Origin of the sequence: Hungatella hathewayi WAL-18680, from assembly GCF_000235505.1 — a bacterium.
GTDB lineage: Bacteria > Bacillota > Clostridia > Lachnospirales > Lachnospiraceae > Hungatella_A > Hungatella_A hathewayi_A.
The window spans coordinates 632,183-649,816 of sequence record NZ_JH379028.1 but is presented as its reverse complement, the minus strand read 5'-3'; the positions used below and the strand labels follow the sequence as shown (position 1 = coordinate 649,816).

12 protein-coding genes and 1 pseudogene are annotated in these 17,634 nt (G+C 53.4%); 12 read left to right on the top strand and 1 reads right to left on the bottom strand.

From position 1 onward, the window contains the following. The first annotated feature begins 59 nt into the window (after positions 1-59). From HMPREF9473_RS18770 to HMPREF9473_RS18760, 3 genes and pseudogenes are all read left to right on the top strand, one after another. Positions 60-1,766 carry an FAD-dependent oxidoreductase gene (locus HMPREF9473_RS18770; RefSeq protein WP_006781779.1) on the top strand — a complete coding sequence of 569 codons (1,707 nt, stop codon included), beginning with the start codon at positions 60-62 and terminating at the stop codon, positions 1,764-1,766. A 200-nt stretch (positions 1,767-1,966) separates the two neighbouring features. Then, a pseudogene (locus tag HMPREF9473_RS28665) lies at positions 1,967-3,761 on the top strand (ABC transporter ATP-binding protein). Beyond that, positions 3,758-5,506 (top strand): ABC transporter ATP-binding protein, encoded by a 1,749-nt coding sequence (locus HMPREF9473_RS18760; protein ID WP_006781776.1) that lies wholly within the window; start codon positions 3,758-3,760, stop codon positions 5,504-5,506. The pseudogene HMPREF9473_RS28665 and the gene HMPREF9473_RS18760 overlap by 4 nt, the downstream one beginning before the upstream one ends. 16 nt (positions 5,507-5,522) lie before the next feature. Here the strand turns inward: HMPREF9473_RS18760 and HMPREF9473_RS18755 are convergent, their stop codons facing one another. After that, on the bottom strand, positions 5,523-6,326 hold the full coding sequence (locus HMPREF9473_RS18755) for a LytTR family transcriptional regulator (RefSeq protein ID WP_006781775.1): 804 nt from the start codon (positions 6,324-6,326) through the stop codon (positions 5,523-5,525). Between the two features lie 262 nt (positions 6,327-6,588). On the opposite strand from HMPREF9473_RS18755, the gene HMPREF9473_RS18750 reads away from it, so the two are divergent. From HMPREF9473_RS18750 to kdpB, 9 genes are all read left to right on the top strand, one after another. Next, complete coding sequence (locus HMPREF9473_RS18750; RefSeq protein WP_006781774.1) at positions 6,589-8,040, top strand: hypothetical protein; 1,452 nt, start codon at positions 6,589-6,591, stop codon at positions 8,038-8,040. 148 nt (positions 8,041-8,188) lie between these two features. Next, a complete protein-coding gene (locus tag HMPREF9473_RS18745; RefSeq protein ID WP_034859810.1) occupies positions 8,189-9,670 on the top strand; it encodes an ATP-binding protein in 1,482 nt (493 codons plus the stop codon). After that, positions 9,663-10,322: a response regulator transcription factor gene (locus HMPREF9473_RS18740; RefSeq protein ID WP_006781772.1), complete on the top strand. Its 660-nt coding sequence runs from the start codon at positions 9,663-9,665 to the stop codon at positions 10,320-10,322. The genes HMPREF9473_RS18745 and HMPREF9473_RS18740 overlap by 8 nt, the downstream gene beginning before the upstream one ends. 256 nt (positions 10,323-10,578) lie before the next feature. Continuing rightward, positions 10,579-10,917, top strand: a complete 339-nt coding sequence (locus HMPREF9473_RS18735) for a hypothetical protein (protein WP_006781771.1) — start codon at positions 10,579-10,581, stop codon at positions 10,915-10,917. Continuing rightward, positions 10,904-11,338: a potassium channel family protein gene (locus tag HMPREF9473_RS18730; protein WP_006781770.1), complete on the top strand. Its 435-nt coding sequence runs from the start codon at positions 10,904-10,906 to the stop codon at positions 11,336-11,338. Before HMPREF9473_RS18735 ends, HMPREF9473_RS18730 begins: the two co-directional genes overlap by 14 nt. A 4-nt stretch (positions 11,339-11,342) precedes the next feature. Beyond that, positions 11,343-12,020 (top strand): potassium channel family protein, encoded by a 678-nt coding sequence (locus HMPREF9473_RS18725; RefSeq protein WP_006781769.1) that lies wholly within the window; start codon positions 11,343-11,345, stop codon positions 12,018-12,020. 5 nt (positions 12,021-12,025) lie between these two features. Continuing rightward, positions 12,026-13,486: a TrkH family potassium uptake protein gene (locus tag HMPREF9473_RS18720; protein WP_006781768.1), complete on the top strand. Its 1,461-nt coding sequence runs from the start codon at positions 12,026-12,028 to the stop codon at positions 13,484-13,486. 216 nt (positions 13,487-13,702) lie between these two features. After that, positions 13,703-15,520 carry a potassium-transporting ATPase subunit KdpA gene (gene kdpA, locus HMPREF9473_RS18715; protein WP_006781766.1) on the top strand — a complete coding sequence of 606 codons (1,818 nt, stop codon included), beginning with the start codon at positions 13,703-13,705 and terminating at the stop codon, positions 15,518-15,520. Between the two features lie 37 nt (positions 15,521-15,557). Then, the gene (gene kdpB / locus HMPREF9473_RS18710) at positions 15,558-17,633 is read left to right on the top strand and encodes a potassium-transporting ATPase subunit KdpB (protein ID WP_006781765.1); all 2,076 of its coding nucleotides are present in this window, start codon (positions 15,558-15,560) and stop codon (positions 17,631-17,633) included. Position 17,634 lies beyond the last annotated feature (1 nt).

Here is a 17,634-nt window from a genome sequence, read left to right as displayed (position 1 = left end):
CAATTCCCCGTCTCAAGAAAAAAGAGACGGGGTTTTCTTTCAAATAACAGGAGGTGCACATGCAGGAAGAAATCACAAAAAATTTATATGACGTTATCATCGCAGGCGGCGGGCCGGCCGGTTTATCTGCCGCCATTTACATGGCAAGAGCCAGATACCGAGTGCTGGTAATGGAAAAAGAAAAAATCGGTGGTCAGATAACCATAACCTCGGAGATAGTCAACTATCCGGGGGTCAAGAAGACCAGCGGCAAAGAGTTGACCGAATCCATGCGCCTGCAGGCGGAAGCCTTTGGCGCGGAGTTTGCTATCGGAGAAGTTGTGAGTATGGAGCTGGGGGAAGAGATGAAAATCCTCCACACCACAAAAGGCGATTTTAGCGCTTTGGGGGTGATCATTGCCACCGGCGCCAATCCGAGAAAACTGGGCTTTAAAGGGGAAAAAGAGTTCCAGGGCCGCGGCGTTGCCTACTGTGCGACCTGTGACGGGGAATTCTTTACCGGGATGGAGGTCTTTGTCATCGGCGGAGGATTTGCGGCGGTGGAAGAAGGTCTGTTTCTGACCCAATATGCCAAAAAGGTGACTCTCATTGTCCGGGAAGAAGATTTCACTTGCGCAAAGACGGTCTCAGACCAGTTGAAGAGGAGTGACAAGATTGCCGTTCATTTTCAGACGGAAATCATGGAAGTCAAAGGAGCATCCATGGTGACGTCGGCCAGATTCAGGAATAATGAGACGGGCGGGGAATGGACTTATGAATCGGAAGAGGGTTTTGGCGTGTTCGTGTTTGCCGGCTATGTGCCAAATACCGGGTGGCTGGGCGAAGAGATCCAGTTGGACGGCCAGGGGTATGTTATTACGGACGCCAGCCAGAAAACCAATCTGGATGGCGTCTATGCCGCCGGAGATTTGTGCGTAAAGAATCTCCGTCAGGTAGTGACCGCGGTTTCCGACGGCGCCGTGGCGGCGGTTTCCATGGAGAAATATGTGGCGGAGTTGCATGACAGACTGGAAATACCGGAGCTCGTGAGAAAAAAGGCGGATTTAAGCAGACTGGAATGGGTGGAGGAGATGGCAGACAAGAGTGAGACGGATAGACCGTCAGGCCAAACGTCTTCTGACATCTCTGCAAGTTCATCCCAGGATAACGACAACCGTTTCCTGAACACGGAAATCCGTGCCCAGCTGGAGAGCCTGTTCCCTAAATTTGAGAACCGCGTACGCATCCGTACCTGGCTGGATGACACCTCATTGTCCGGTGAAATCAAAGGCTTTTTGTCTGAATTGACGGAGATAAGCGGCAAAATCATCTGGGAAGAAGGGGATTCCTCCCAGGACCGTCTCCTTCCGGCTATGGAGCTGTGTTACGAGGACGGTACCGGCAGTGGGATACTGTTTCACGGTGTGCCGGGCGGCCATGAATTCAATTCGTTTATTATTGCCCTCTACAACGTAGCGGGGCCGGGACAGCAGACGGATACCGATATTGTGAACAGATTAAAGAGCATCACCAGGGACAGGAATGTGAAAGTCATGATATCCCTCTCCTGCACCATGTGCCCGGAGGTGGTGATGGCGGCCCAGAAGGCGGCCTCCATTTCCCCTCATATCACGGCGGAGATGGTGGATTTAATGCATTATCCGGAATTAAAAAAGAAGTACCGGATTATGAGTGTGCCCTGCATGGTGGTGAATGATGAGGATGTGTATTTTGGAAAGAAGAGTCTGGAGGAAGTGGTGGAGATAATTGAGAAAACTGGTGCCTGAAAAATCAGGAATCAGGCATTATTGCGAAAGTCTCTCATTTACCTGGCTTTACAATCGAAAATGAAATGGTTATACTTAATGTTGTCAGGAAAATTATGGAAGAACTGGCAATCGGCACAAAGAAGTCCGTCTGAAAACGGGCTTCTTTTTAAAACAATAGTTAGCAATGACTAACTACAAAAACATAAGGAGGTGCAAGCGTGAAAGAGAAAAAACGAAACAGTGTTGCAGTGCTTCTTGACTACGCCGGCGGCCACAGGAGGCTGACGATAACGGGGTGTATTCTATCGGGTGTTTCGGCAGTGCTGGCTACGGTGCCTTATATCTGTATCTGGTATGTCATCCGCGAGGTTATCCGGGTGATGCCGGATTATGAAAATGCGGGAGGGGCTGTCCGTTACGGGTGGATGGCGCTGTGGTTTGCGCTGGCCAGCGCGGCGGTGTATTTTGCGGCGCTGATGTGTACCCATCTGGCGGCATTCCGGACGGCCAAAAATATGAGAAAGGCGGCAGCTTCCCATCTGGTGGATGTCCCTCTTGGCTATTTCACAGCCAGTCAGTCAGGACGTCTGCGCAAGCAGATTGATGACAATGCGGGGATGACGGAGACAATGCTGGCTCATGAGCTGCCGGATTTGGTGGGGGCTGTGGTGACGCCGGTGGCGGCTATTGTTCTTTTGTTTGTCTTTGACTGGCGGATGGGGCTTGTCTGTCTGCTGCCGCTGGCAGTCTCCGTCTATCTGCTGACGCGGATGATGGGCGGAAAGAATGCAGACTTTTTCGAGCGCTACCAAAAGTCCATCGAGGAGCTGAGCGCGGAGGCGACTGAATATGTCAGGGGAATTCCGGTGGTGAAGGTATTTCAGCAGACGGTATATTCCTTCAAGAGCTTTTACACTTCCATCATCAAATACAAAGAGCTGGCCACGGACTATGCCATGGGCTGCGGCCGGCCGATGACGGCGTTTACCACGGTGCTCAACAGTACGTTTCTGCTTCTGATTCCGATGGGGATGCTGTTGTGCGCCAGGGCATCGGATGGCTGGGCCGTGCTGGTGGATTTGTTATTTTATATTCTGTTTACGCCGCTGTGCACCATGATGATGAACCGGATTCTGTTTGCCAGCACGGCCGTTATGGAGGCGGATGAGGCGGTGCGCCGTCTGGCTCCAATTATGGGAACGGAGCTTTTGAAGGAACCGGCCGGAGGGGACGGGAGTGTTCCGAGTGAGACATCTATCGAGTTTCGTGATGTATCCTTTACCTATCCGTGGGGCGGTTTCCCAGGCGCTCTCCCATGTCAGCTTCCAGGTAACGGCCGGCCGGACAGCGGCGCTTGTGGGCCCCTCCGGCGGGGGAAAGACGACGGCGGCCAGTCTGATTCCAAGGTTCTGGGATGTAGATGCGGGGCAGGTGCTTATCGGCGGCGTGGATGTGAGGAACATTCCCTCCAGAGAGCTGATGAACCTGATATCCTTTGTGTTCCAGGATACTCATCTGTTTAAAACAAGTCTTCTGGAAAATATCCGGGCGGCCAGGCCGGATGCCACAGAGAAGGAGGCGCTTGAGGCGGCCCATGCCGCCCAGTGCGATGATATTCTGGCGAAAATGCCCCAGGGAATCCATACGGTCGTAGGGACGAAGGGAATTTACTTATCGGGCGGGGAACAGCAGCGGATTGCGCTGGCCCGGGCGATTTTAAAGGATGCGCCGATTGTGGTACTGGACGAGGCGACAGCATTTGCGGACCCGGAAAATGAAATGCTGATACAGAAGGCATTTGAAACATTGACCAGAGGAAAGACGGTTCTGATGATTGCCCACCGGCTGTCCACCGTCCAGGGGGCGGACCGGATTCTGGTGTTGGAAAGCGGCGTGGTGGCAGAGAGTGGCACCCACCGGGAACTGTTGGAACGGAAAGGAGTGTATGCGGCCATGTGGAAGGATTATCAGACATCAGCTCAGTGGAAAGTGGGAAAGGAGGTGCTGGCATGATTGGAAAACTTCAGAAAATTTATGCACTCAGCGAAACTGGCGCCAGGGACCTGGTGAAGGCTGCCTGCTGGACGGTGGCAGCGAATTTGAGCCTGATGGTACCGGTAGGGCTGTTGGCTTCGGTGCTGAACCTGATAGTAACTGCATTGTCAAGGAATACGGATGCGTCGGCGGGAGTGGGGATGTATACGGCCCTGGCGGTGTTTCTGGTGGCGGTTATGTACGGGATTCACTGGCAGCAGTATAAGGCTCTTTACATTGCGACCTACAAAGAGAGCGCCAACCGGCGTATCCGGCTGGGGGAAAAACTGCGGGAGCTGCCATTGTCATTTTTCGGAAAAAAAGATTTATCAAATTTGACGTCCACGCTGATGGGGGACTGCAGTTCCCTGGAACAGACATTTTCCCACTATATTCCCCAGTGTTACGGGACGGTGATTTCCACGGTATTGATTGGCATCGGACTGCTGTGTATGGACTGGAGAATGGGAATTGCCGTCTTGTGGGTCGTGCCGGTCTCCGCTCTGCTGGTGTATGGCTCCAAGTGGCTGCAGGATAGGTTTGGGACACGCAGCCTGCTGGAGAAGCGGGCTGCCACGGATGGGCTGCAGGAGCTTCTGGAGACGGTGAAGGATATCAAAGCGTGTAACCAGAAGGAGCGGTATCTGGAAGGTATAAACGAAAAACTGGACGTGGCGGAGCGGGCCACCATTCATTCGGAACTGGTGACGGGAACCTGCATTACCTTTGCACAGGCATTTTTGAAGGCGGGGCTTGCCACCACGGTGCTGGCGGGTGTCACGCGGCTGATTGACGGCAGCCTGGATCTGTCCTTGTTTTTGGTGTACCTGATTGCGGCATCCCGGTTTTATGACCCGGTCAGCGCTGCCTTTACCAATATGGCGGCGATGTTCAGTGCCAAGATTAAGATTAACCGGATGCGTGAGATGGAAGAACAGCCGGTGCAGACGGGGAGAAACAGCTGTGAGCCGTCCGGATACGATATCGGGTTTGAGCATGTGCGGTTTGCCTACCATGAGCAGGAGGGAGTGCTTAAGGACGTGACGTTTGATGCGAAGCAGGGGGAGGTGACGGCGCTTGTCGGTCCATCCGGAGGGGGCAAGAGCACAGCGGCGAAGCTGGCGGCCCGGTTCTGGGATGCAAATTCCGGCAGGGTTACCCTGGGCGGCGTGGACGTGTCCAGTGTGGAGCCGGAGGCGCTGCTGAAGCATTTTGCCATTGTATTCCAGGATGTAGTGCTGTTTCATGACACGGTGCTGGAAAATATCCGTCTGGGGCGGCGGGACGCCACGGATGAGGAGGTCATGGAGGCAGCCAGAGCGGCCCAGTGCGAGGAGTTTGTGAACCGTCTGCCGGAGGGCTATGACACGGTGATTGGGGAGAATGGCTCCACCTTATCCGGGGGTGAGCGGCAGCGCATCTCCATCGCCAGAGCGCTGTTAAAGGACGCTCCGGTGATTCTGCTTGACGAGGCAACGGCCAGTCTGGATGTGGAAAATGAGACAGCGGTGCAGAAGGCGCTGTCGGGCCTGGTGAGAAAGAAGACCGTGCTGATTATTGCCCACAGAATGAGGACGGTTATGGGAGCAGACAAGGTGGTGGTGCTGGCCGACGGCCGGGTGGTGGAGGCCGGCAGGCCGGAAATGCTGATGCGGCAGAAGGGGCCTTTTTGGAATATGGTGGAGATTCAGACGAAGAACCAGCAGTGGGTGCTGGAGAATTGAGGATACCTGCCGCGTGTTATCCTTTCATGGATTTCTTCAGGCCCATGTACCAGTCTTTGCCGATGGGAAGCTCCTGGCCGTCCTGCAGGATGGCTTTGTAGCGGTAAATGGAGTCGATATAGTGGGTGTTGACGATGTAGCTTTTTTGAATCCGCCTGAAAAATGGGGGCAGCTTGGCTTCGTGGGAGGCGAGAATGCCGGTGGCCTGAAAGTCACCGGTTTTCGTCACGACGATGGAGTGCTGGCCGTCGGCTTTGATGTAGAGAATCTCTGCTGGGAACAGATAGCGGTGACGGCCATCTCTGTCCCGGAAGGAGATTTTGTCGGTGTTGGAGTTTAGGGAATTCATGTGTTTTAAGTAGTCAAAATAGGGGCTGTCTTCCGTCAGCGGTTCTTTTGGCGGGGCAATCTGGTTCAGGGGGATGTCCTGGGCGTGGGAGCCGTGGACGTGAAGCAGCTTTAACTCCCCGTTGAACCGTCTCCAGACATAGGTTCCACGCACGTGGGCATAGATGGCGGAGCCGTCCTCCAGCACCGTGGATATCTTGTAACGGCCATAGACAACCCACACATTTCTCTCGTGAAACAGCAGATGAAATTCTTCGTCGGAGAGCATCACCGGCGGTTCTTCGTATTCTTTTTTGGTTACCCGCAGAAATTCTTTCAAACTTTCACACCACTGAAAATCATTGGCCCCAATCCACATAAAATTGTCTGCCATGGGAGCGGTGTTCATGTCGGGATTCCGGCTGTAAAAACCTCGGATGGTGTCTATCGTCATCCGTATGATACGGGCTTCCGTAACTGGGTTTTTGTTCATTTGATTACCTTCTTCTATATGAGATACCAACATTATAACAGATTGAAAACGGGACAACAAGGGAAGAAGAACGAAATTTTGGCACTATTTACCCTGTTATTTTCCTAATTTGCCCACATATAAACGACAAAATGACCTATGGAGGGCTTGTTCATGTTTATGTCTGAAAAATATAAGAAACAAGAAAGAAATTGGGGAGGAGGTTGTGTTATGATAAAGTTAGAATCATGCAGGGGAGTACCGTTGAGAGAGGAGGAGCGTTATGAGGAGAGGTTATGCAGCTGGCTGGGTGATGGCAGGGATCATGTCTGTCTTTCTGGTGGGCTGCCAGGCAGAAGAGGCGGTGCGGGAGACGGAGACAGGTGCGGAGACGGTAACAGAGGCGCGAACGGAAGCGAAAACAGAGATGGAAACGGAAACGGAGCCAGAGTCGGAAGAGAGCTTCCCCGCTCTGCTATATCAGTTTGCAAGAATGTATGGAATCATCAAATCGGAATATCCGGTTTATGAACTGGATGAGGGAATGGAGTGGGAACTGCCGGAGAAAGGGAAGACTATATTGCTGACGTCCGCCATCCATCAGGACCGGGAGCTGATTGTAAGCATGTTCATGAATGATTATTCGGACCGTGCGGTGCTGGCGGAGGAGAGGTATCAGAACGAACTTTGGAAGTCAGGGGATGGTTTGTTTCTGACAGGACCCGGCATCCAGGGAGAAGGAATAAAGCCACAGGAATCGATATATGCCACCGACACGGCCTATTCGGAGGAGTATGGCTATGGGCGTTATGTGATTGAGGCGAGGTTTGAGCTTCCTGTGGCTCCTGATGAAGGAGATAAGATATCCGGTTATGCGATTCGGCTCCTTGATTTTGAGGAACCGCTGGAATTTGCCCTGAAGCGTGTGCCGGAGTATGATACCTTGGAAGAACTGGCGAAGCAGGAGCATGGAAGCTTGGATACCCATGACAACATTTCCATTATCAGCATGGGAGAACGGGTGGAAGAGGGAATTCTGGTATCCTGGTATGTGTACAGTGAGACGGGAAGGAGGTCTATCAGCGTGATCTATAAACCTCCGTTACAGGAGGTGGAACTGCCAGTCATATCAGGGAATGGAAAGCAGTACCCCATCAGGCAGTTATTCGCCAATCCCTATGGCGATAATCTGGGACATTACCGTCTGTCAGATTTAAAACAGTATGGACGGCGCACCCGGTGTCTGTTTGATGTTCCACAGGAAGAACAGAATGGGGTCTTTCAGATGGAGATTCCCGGCATCACATTTTTGGACAGTAAGGAATCCGAACCTGTCACGCTGCCGATTCCGGAGGACTATGAGGAAGTAAACGAGGATGTTTTGTGGGACGAAGGTTCCGTTCGGATTCTTGGCATTACCAGAATGAAGGAGCCGCAGACCATGGAGATAACCGACAATCAGGGAAACGGGAAAGTCAGGGAGAGGCCGGCGGTATACATCGATGTGGCAGCGGTGGATGAAGAGAAGGATTTGGCGTTAAGAGGCTTAATCTGCCAGAGAAAGTTAAGATGGAGCGGATGGGAGAATGAGAGATATGATTATGATCAGGAAGGCAATTTAAACGGATTCCGGATTTTCTACGAGGAAGGCGATACGGAGGTGACGCTGAAATTCCACGGGGCGGCGTTTTACTGGAATCAGCCTTATGAAATGGAACTGCCACTGCTGGAATAGAGATGGGAGCGGGAAGGAAAATGAAAACGGGTACTTGAAAAAATCAGGTGCCCGTTGTATTTTATAATCATGGTCATCAAAGCTGGGTGACGTAATAGGGACAAAACAGGTTCAGACAGGACAGGTGCAAAATATGCGGGATCGGGTTATGGGGAACAGGGATAGCAGTCTCATCAGGAATCTGCTTTACACGGTTGGATTTCTGGCGGCGGCTACGGCGATTGGTTATGTGTTTCAGTTTAAAGGGATGCAGGAGACGAATATTGTGCTGGTCTACATCGTGGCGGTTTTTATGACGGCCAGATGGTCAGATAAGTTTATCTGGGGCATTGTATCGTCTGTCGCGGCCACGTTTGCGTTTAATTTCTTCTTTACGGAGCCGCTGTTTACATTTTCGGTAAACAACAGCAGTTACTTTATCACCTTTGTATGCATGACGGCCACAGCCATCGTCACCAGTTCCCTGACCATGAAAATGAACCGGTACGCGAAACGGACGGAGGAGAAGGAGCGGGATATCCATGCCCTTTACGCCTTCACCAGCGAGCTGTCCAGCGCGGATACCGTTGAAAAAATCAGCGATATTGTGACGGAAAGCATCCGAACCATGTTTGGAAGAAATGCCTCGTTTCGCTATTTGGACGTAATGCCGTCCGGAGAAACATTAACCTCGGACGAATCAAGTGCCCCGGACGAATCAAACGCTCCGGCGGCCCAGGACACCCCGTCCGCCACCTCAAGCCCGGAGCATTTTACCGTCAAAGGCCGTGAGGGCGCCCTTGGAATCGTGGAGATAGCCAGGGAGGACGGCGCCGGCATCTCGGAGGAGCAGCGAACCCTTCTCAACACCATGCTGGAAAATACCGGCATCGCCGTGGACCGTATCTACTCCTCGGAGGAGCGCTACCGCAACCAGAAGCTGATGGAGCAGGAGAAATATCGGGCCAATCTGCTGCGGGGGATTTCCCATGACCTGCGGACCCCGCTGATGGGAATCATGGGGACGGCGGAAATGATAGAGGAGATGTCCGGGGAGGATGACGGGAGGAAGAAGCTGGCCCAGGATATCTACCAGGACGCCGACTGGCTCCACTCCCTGGTGGAGAACATTCTGGGACTGACCCGGTTAAACGACGGCAACTCCCTGCTGAACAAGACGCCGGAGCCCATCGAGGAGATCATATCCAGCGCCATCAAGCGGGTGGAGAAACGGGCCGCGGGCTATGAGATCGGAGCGGAGCTGCCGGAGGAATATCTGGAGGTGCCTGCGGATGCCAGACTGCTGGAGCAGGTATTGATCAACCTCCTAGATAACGCGGTGAAACACACCCCACGGGGAAATGAGATTAAAATCGTGGTGCAAAGGCAGGAGCCGGAGCAGGTACGGATTGATGTGATGGACCGCGGCGAGGGCATCAGCGAGCGGGACATTCACCGGGTATTTGAGATGTTTTACACCTCCTCGGAGCGCCCGGTGGACATCAAGAAAGGGATTGGCCTTGGCCTGGCCATCTGCGACACCATTGTAAAGGCACATGGAGGAACCATCACGGCGTCAAAACGGGATGGAGGCGGCACCGTATTTACCATGACACTTCCACTTGCCGGGAAAGGAAACAGCGATGTTTGAGGAAACCATCTTAATTGTTGAGGACGACATTCAGATACAGAACTTTATCAAATACACCCTGGAAAAAGAGGGCTACCAGACCCTGTGCACCGATAAGGGCAGACAGGCGGTGGAGATGGCCATGACGGAGAAGGTGGACATGATTCTGCTGGATATGGGATTGCCGGACATGGACGGAAAAGAGGCCCTTGCGAAGCTGCGGGAGTGGTCGGATATGCCGGTGATTATCGTGTCGGCCAGAGACCAGGAGAAGGAGAAAGTTATGGCCCTCGACATGGGGGCTGACGATTATCTCACAAAGCCGTTCCTGGCCAATGAGCTTCTGGCCCGCATCCGCCTGGCTTTCCGCCATTATTTCCGGACGGACGGGAAAAAGACGTCGTCCCACATCAAAAACGGGGAGCTGGAGGTGGACAATGATAAGCATACCGCCAGCCGGGCCGGCGAGGAAATCCATCTGACCAAACTGGAGTTCGCCCTGTTATTCCTGTTTATGCAAAACCAGGGAAAGGTGCTGACCTACGGCTATATCTTAAAGGAACTTTACGGCAAAAATTACGGCTCGGACACCCAGGCGCTTCGCGCCCTGATGGCGGGCCTGCGCCGGAAAATCGAGGAGAATCCGGACAAAACCCCGATACATCACAACTGAAATCGGAATCGGATACCGGATGATGGAGCAGTGACAACAGAGAATTCCTATCGGAAAGAGGCAGAAAACCCATGCCTCTTTCTTTTTTTGCCCAAAACATGCCCCAAATAGGGTCACTTCTACAAGCGTTCTCACAGAAAACTCACAGACCCCGCCGTTTTCTCACAGCATCCTTATGCCCCAGTCCGCAATCTCACACACGGCTCACGGCTTTTTTACTATACTTTAGGCAGAAAGAGAGAAGGAGGCGGCAGTGATGGAGAAAAGAGAAATCTGTCTTACAATAAAAACACTGATTGAGCAGGGGCAGTATGAACGCGCCTATGAGCTCATTGTAAATCATATGAAGCTGGCCCCCGATGATGCGTCCTGGCACAATCTTCTTGGGATTCTCTACGAAAAGCAGGGCAATCATGTGGGCGGCATGAAACATTTTCGGGCGGCGTGGGCGCTGGATGCGGCTTATCTGCCGGCCAGGTGGAATATGGAGTTGTACGGCGGCTTTGAAAAAGGCGGGAAAACATGTGCCTATCTGGCAGAGGAGTGTCAGTACGGGCAGACAGAGAAAGGTGGAAGAGGATATGAAGCTGTTTAAGGAGAAACATCCGTCAGGATATATTATCATCGGAGGCTGTGGCAGACTGGGAGCCGGTCTGGCGGCCAGACTGTCCCTGGAGAAAAAAGATGTGGTGGTCATGGACCGGCGGGAGGAAGCTTTCCGGAAGCTGGCATCCTCCTACGGCGGCCAGACCATGTGTGCGGACGTCAACGACATCGGCAGACTGGAGGACGCCGGCATCCGCAAAGCCGATGTCTTCATCGCTGTGACGGACAGGGACAATGTCAACATCATGGCAGCCCAGATAGCAAAGCAGTTGTACGGTGTCCGCCATGTGGTGGCCCGGGTCTACGACGCGGAAAAATTAAAACTGCTGGAAGGCTCCGGGATTGAATATTTCTGTCCCACGGAGCTTTCGGAAAAAGAAATCAACCGGTTTATGGATTGGGAGGACTAACTTTATGAAGACAAATATTTTACTGGTGGGCGGGTATCACAAAACATGTTCCATGGCGGAATCCCTGCTGCTCAAAGGCTTCCATGTGACGGCCATTAACTCTGACAGGGAGGACTGTGAGCGGCTGGCGGAGATTGAGGATTTGGAGGTCATCTGGGGGGATGGCAGCAAGGAGTTCATATTGAAGGAGGCCGGCATTTTAAACCAGCAGATTGTGATTGCCATGACCCCTCAGGATGAAGATAACTTCGTCATCTGCCAAATCTGCAAGAAACTGTACCACACGCCCAAGGTGGTTGCCCTGGTGGGGGACCCCAAAAAGACGTCTTTCTTTTACCAGATGGGCATTGACCGGGTGGTATGCGCCATCAACGCCATCACAAACATTATTGAGGAGCAGGCCCTGATGGAGAAAATGACCACCATGATACCGCTGACCAACGGCAAAATCCACATTCTGGAGGTGCCTATTCTGGAGCATGCCCAGGCCCTGGGGAAGGAACTGCGGGAGCTGCCTCTGCCCAAAGCTGTCATTATCGGGTGCGTGGTGAGAGGGGAGTTAAGCATTATCCCAAGCGGCGACACCAGGCTGAAAGCCGGTGACGTGGTCATCCTCATCACCACCGGGGAGGAACAGGAAAAAGCGGTACAAATACTGTCAGGAAGCAGTGAAAAGGGGTGAAAACCATGAAAAAAGAGAGGACGAAGACAAACAACATATACGGATGGATGATGATGCTGGAGGGCGGTCTGCTCTTTATTCCCATTGTTGTCCTCCCATTTTTTCCGGAGGATGCCGTCTGGCTTCCCTGGTTTGTGGTTCCCGGCGGCCTGTCAGTTCTGCTTGGAAAGCTGGTGGGACTCCACAGCCGGAGCATGGCGTCTATCCTTCAGGAGAAGAAGAGCTGCCAGGTGGTGCTGTTTGCCTGGGCCTACGGATTTTTCATCACCATGCTGCCTTTTCTCGGTCTGAGGCAATACCGGCTGACCCAGATCTTGTTTGAGTCTGTCAGTGGTCTCACCACCACGGGGCTGTCGGTGCTTGATGTGACGGCCATGGCGCCCATCTACTTATTTTACCGGAGCTTTCTGCAGTTTGTCGGCGGCCTCGGCTTTGTCATGATGATGCTGGTCTTTTTCCAGGATAAGGATTCCATGGAAATGTACATCGCCGAGGGTCATTCCGACCGCCTGATGCCCAATATCGGGCGGACGGCCCATGTGATTTTTCTGATGTACAGCGGTTTTCTGGCGCTGGGCGTAATCTTGTACCGGCTAAGCGGAGTCTCGCTGTTTGAGGGGCTGCTCCACGCCATGTGCGCCCTCTCCACCGGCGGCTTTTCCAACCGTCTATACAGCATTGGGGAATATAATTCCCTTCTGGTGGAGCTGGTGACCGTGTTACTGATGCTGGTGGGCACCACCAACTTTGCCGCCCTTCTGCTGTTGATAAAGGGAAAATGGAGACAGCTGGTGAAGGTGAGTGAGATTCGGTTTATGCTTCTTCTGGGGGCGGCATTTATCCCCCTTATGGCTGTCTTTCTCGTGATGCAGAACGGTTATGGAGGAGCCGAGGCGCTGCGCCTCTCTTTTTTTAACGCGTTTTCCGCCCTGTCCACCACCGGATTTGCCACCTGTGATTACGGCGCCTGGCGCGCCGCGGCCATCGGAATAATGGTTCTTCTCATGCTGGTTGGCGGCGGCGCCGGCTCCACCGCAGGCGGTATCAAACTGTCGAGAGTCTATCTGGTGATGCGCCGCCTCTTCTCCAATATCGGCGGAAAATTCGGCCCGGAGCGGCGGGTGAAAAATATCTATTTTGTGAAGCCGGTGGAAGGGAAGATACAGATTCGCGAAGCGCTCATGGAGGAGGCGTCCACCTATATGGGCACCTACCTGCTGATTTACATGGCAGGAGTGCTGGCGTTGACTCTGGCTGCCAACTGCACCCTCACCGAAGCCATGTTTGAGTTTGCCTCCGCCCTTGGCACCGTGGGACTTACCATCGGTGTCACCTCGGCGGAGTCGGGAAACGCGGTCCTGTGGATAGAGATTATCGGCATGGTGCTTGGGCGGCTGGAGATATTTTCCGTTTTCTTAGGAATTGCCCGTGCCGGCGCCATGCTTCGCAAAAGGAGGGCCTGTTAATATTCATGCCGTCTTAATATGGAAAGATTTCTTCCTTATCCCGGCTTTACGGCGGCGCTGATATACTCATGCTTGTTATAAAAATACAGTTCAAGACATTTGAATGGCAGGAAGGAGAATGAGATATGGAAATGCTTCTGGGTTTGATTGCGGCAGCCGGAATCGGGATGCTCATCTATTATTTTGCAATATTGCTGAAAGGAGATAACAGATAATATGGCAGCGTTTATTCAATACGTGGTATATTTCATCATCCTTGTGGCGCTGGCCATCCCCCTTGGCGCCTACATAGGAAAAGTAATGAGAGGGGAGCATGTCTTTCTGTCCTGCATCTGCGGGCCCTGCGAGCGGCTGGTTTACCGAATCATGGGCATTGACAGCAAGGAGGATATGAATGCAAAGACCTACGCGCTCAGCGCGGTTTTGTTTAATGTCATCGGCTTTTTCGTACTGTTTGTCATGTTGCTGATACAAGGAATTCTGCCGTTGAATCCGGAGAAGATATCCGGCAATTCCTGGCATCTGGCTTTCAACACGGCCGTCAGCTTTATGACCAACACTAACTGGCAGGCATACAGCGGGGAGACCGCTCTCAGCTATTTCTCACAGATGATGGGGCTGACCGTGCAGAACTTTGTGTCGGCGGCCTGTGGCATGGCCGTTCTGTTTGCCATCATCCGGGGATTCACCAGAGTGAAGGCTAAAGGGCTTGGAAACTTCTGGGTGGATTTGACAAGATCGGTGCTCTACATATTAATGCCGATTTCCATGGCAGGAGCCATCCTTCTGGCCTCCCAGGGCGTGGTCCAGTCCTTTCACGCCTACGATGAGGTGGAACTTCTGGAACCCATGGCTGCGGACGCGGAGGGAAATGTGATAGAGGGCGCCGTGATTGATGTGGAACAGGGCACAGTCACAGTGGATGGGACTCCGGTGGAGGGCGCTTCCATTATCACGAAGCAGATGGTACCTTTGGGACCGGCGGCGAGCCAGATTGCCATCAAACAGCTGGGAACCAACGGCGGTGGATTCTTTGGACTTAATTCCACCCATCCCTTTGAGAATCCCACGATATTCAGCAATCTGATTGAAATGTTGTTCCTGCTCCTGATTCCGGTGTCTCTCTGCTTTACCTTTGGCGCCTGTGTGCGGGATAAGCGGCAGGGAATTGCCATATTTGCGGCCATGATGATTATGCTGGTGGCATTTACGGCTGTCTGCGGGGTGAGTGAGCAAAACGGAACCCCCCAGTTGTCACAGAACGGCGCGGTGGCCATGGAGTCCACAGACGGCACGGCCGGAGGCAACATGGAGGGCAAAGAGACCCGGTTCGGGATTGCCACCTCGGTTACCTGGGCGGCCTGGACCACGGCGGCTTCCAACGGTTCCGTCAATTCCATGCATGACTCCTATACGCCCCTTGGCGGTCTGGTGCCAATGCTTCAGATGCAGCTGGGCGAGGTGATATTCGGCGGTGTGGGCTGTGGTCTGTACGGAATGCTGGCCTTTGCCATCCTGGCCGTCTTTGTGGCGGGACTGATGGTGGGCAGAACGCCGGAGTATTTAGGCAAGAAGATAGAGCCCTTTGAGATGAAAATGGCGGCCCTGTGCTGTCTGGCGACACCCCTGGTGATTTTACTGTTCAGCGGAATTGCCACCCTGGTACCTTCCACGGTGGAGAGTCTGAACAATCCGGGAGCCCACGGACTGTCGGAAATCCTGTATACCTATTCCTCCGGCGGCGGCAACAACGGCTCCGCGTTTGCAGGCTTTAACGCCAACACCCCATTTATCAATGTGACGATGGGGCTGACCATGCTGGGAGCCAGATTTATCCCCATGCTGACCATGATTTACGCGGCCGGAAGTCTGGCGGCAAAGAAGAAGGTGGCGGTGACGGCCGGTACGCTCTCCACCTGCAACGGATTATTCGTATTCCTGCTGGTATTTGTGGTTCTGCTGGTAGGCGCCCTCAGCTTTTTCCCGGCGCTGTCCTTAGGACCGATTGCGGAATATTTCCAGATGATGGCATAGGGATGACGGGAAAGTAAATAGGAATGGAGGTTCAACAATGAGCAGTACAATGAAAACGGGAAATGCTCTTCATGATAAAAAAATGGTTGCCCAGGCAGTCCGGGATTCGTTTGTCAAATTAAATCCCAAGACACAGATTAAGAATCCGGTCATGTTCCTGGTGTTTGTATCGGCAATTCTGACTACGGTATTATTTCTGGCATCCTTAGCAGGTATCCGGGATGCGGGCTCCGGCTATATTCTGGGGATTACGGTGATTTTATGGTTTACCTGTCTGTTTGCCAATTTCGCGGAGGCCATAGCGGAGGGCAGGGGAAAGGCCCAGGCGGACTCTCTGAGGGCGGCGAAGCAGGATGTGGAGGCTCACAGGATTCCGTCTGCAAAACAGAAGGATGAGGTGACCAGCATCACGTCCGCCAGCCTGGTGAAAGGGGACCTGGTGATTGTAAAGGCCGGGGAGATGATTCCCGGCGACGGCGAAGTGATAGAAGGAGCGGCCAGTGTGGATGAGAGCGCCATCACCGGAGAATCCGCTCCGGTAGTCCGGGAAGCAGGCGGGGACCGAAGCGCCGTCACCGGCGGCACAAAGGTTCTTTCCGACTGGATTGTGGTGAGAATCACCAGTGAGCCGGGGGAAAGTTTTCTGGATAAGATGATTGCCATGGTGGAAGGGGCGGCGAGAAAAAAGACGCCCAACGAGATTGCGCTGGAGATTTTTCTGGTGACGCTGTCCATTATCTTTATTCTGGTGATTATGGCGCTGTACGGTTACTCCGCGTTTTCAGCGGGACAGCTGGGGATGGCGAATCCCACCTCCATCACGTCTCTGGTGGCGCTTTTAGTCTGCCTGGCGCCTACTACCATTGGCGCTCTGCTGTCGGCTATCGGCATTGCAGGCATGAGCCGGTTAAATGAGGCCAATGTGCTGGCTATGAGCGGCCGCGCCATTGAGGCGGCCGGGGATGTGGATACGTTACTGTTAGACAAAACAGGAACCATCACCTTAGGAAACCGCCAGGCCTGTGAGTTCATCCCGGTGGACGGCCACGAGGCCAGGGAGCTGGCGGACGCGGCCCAGCTGGCTTCCCTGCCGGATGAGACGCCGGAGGGACGAAGCGTGGTGATCCTGGCCAAGGAAACCTTTGGCATCCGGGAGCGGGAATTGGCGAAGGAGCATATGACCTTTATCCCATTTACGGCCAGAACAAGAATGAGCGGTGTGGATACGGCCACTGTCACCATCCGCAAGGGAGCGGCGGAAGCCATGAAGGACTATGTGCAGGCCCAGGGCGGCATATACAGCCGGGAGTGCGAGGCGGTTGTGAAACGGATTTCCGAGAAGGGCGGCACGCCGTTGGTGGTAGCGCAGAATCATATGGTGCTGGGCGTTATCTATCTGAAGGATATCATCAAATCCGGTGTGAAGGAGAAGTTTGCGGATTTGCGGAAAATGGGTATCAAGACGGTGATGATTACCGGCGACAATCCGCTGACTGCGGCGGCCATCGCGGCGGAGGCGGGAGTGGATGATTTCCTGGCGGAGGCCACGCCGGAAGGGAAATTGAACATGATTCGCGATTTACAGTCCAAGGGTCATATGGTAGCCATGACTGGCGACGGTACCAACGACGCCCCGGCGCTGGCCCAGGCGGATGTGGCGGTGGCGATGAACACCGGAACTCAGGCCGCCAAGGAAGCCGGCAATATGGTGGATTTGGACAGTTCCCCCACCAAGCTGATTGATATTGTGAGAATCGGCAAACAGCTGTTGATGACGAGAGGCAGTCTGACGACCTTCAGCATTGCCAATGATGTGGCGAAATATTTTGCCATTATCCCGGCCCTGTTTATGGGGCTGTACCCAGGGCTTGCGGCGCTTAACATCATGCATCTGCACAGCGCCCAGAGCGCGATTTTCTCGGCCATTATTTACAACGCGCTTATCATTGTGGCCCTGATTCCGCTGGCGCTGCGGGGGGTAAAGTACCGGGAGGTATCCGCGGGACAGCTGCTATCCAGAAACCTGCTGGTTTATGGAGTGGGCGGTATCGTGGCTCCGTTTCTCTTTATCAAGCTGATTGATATGATTCTTGTAATTACCGGATTATTCTGAT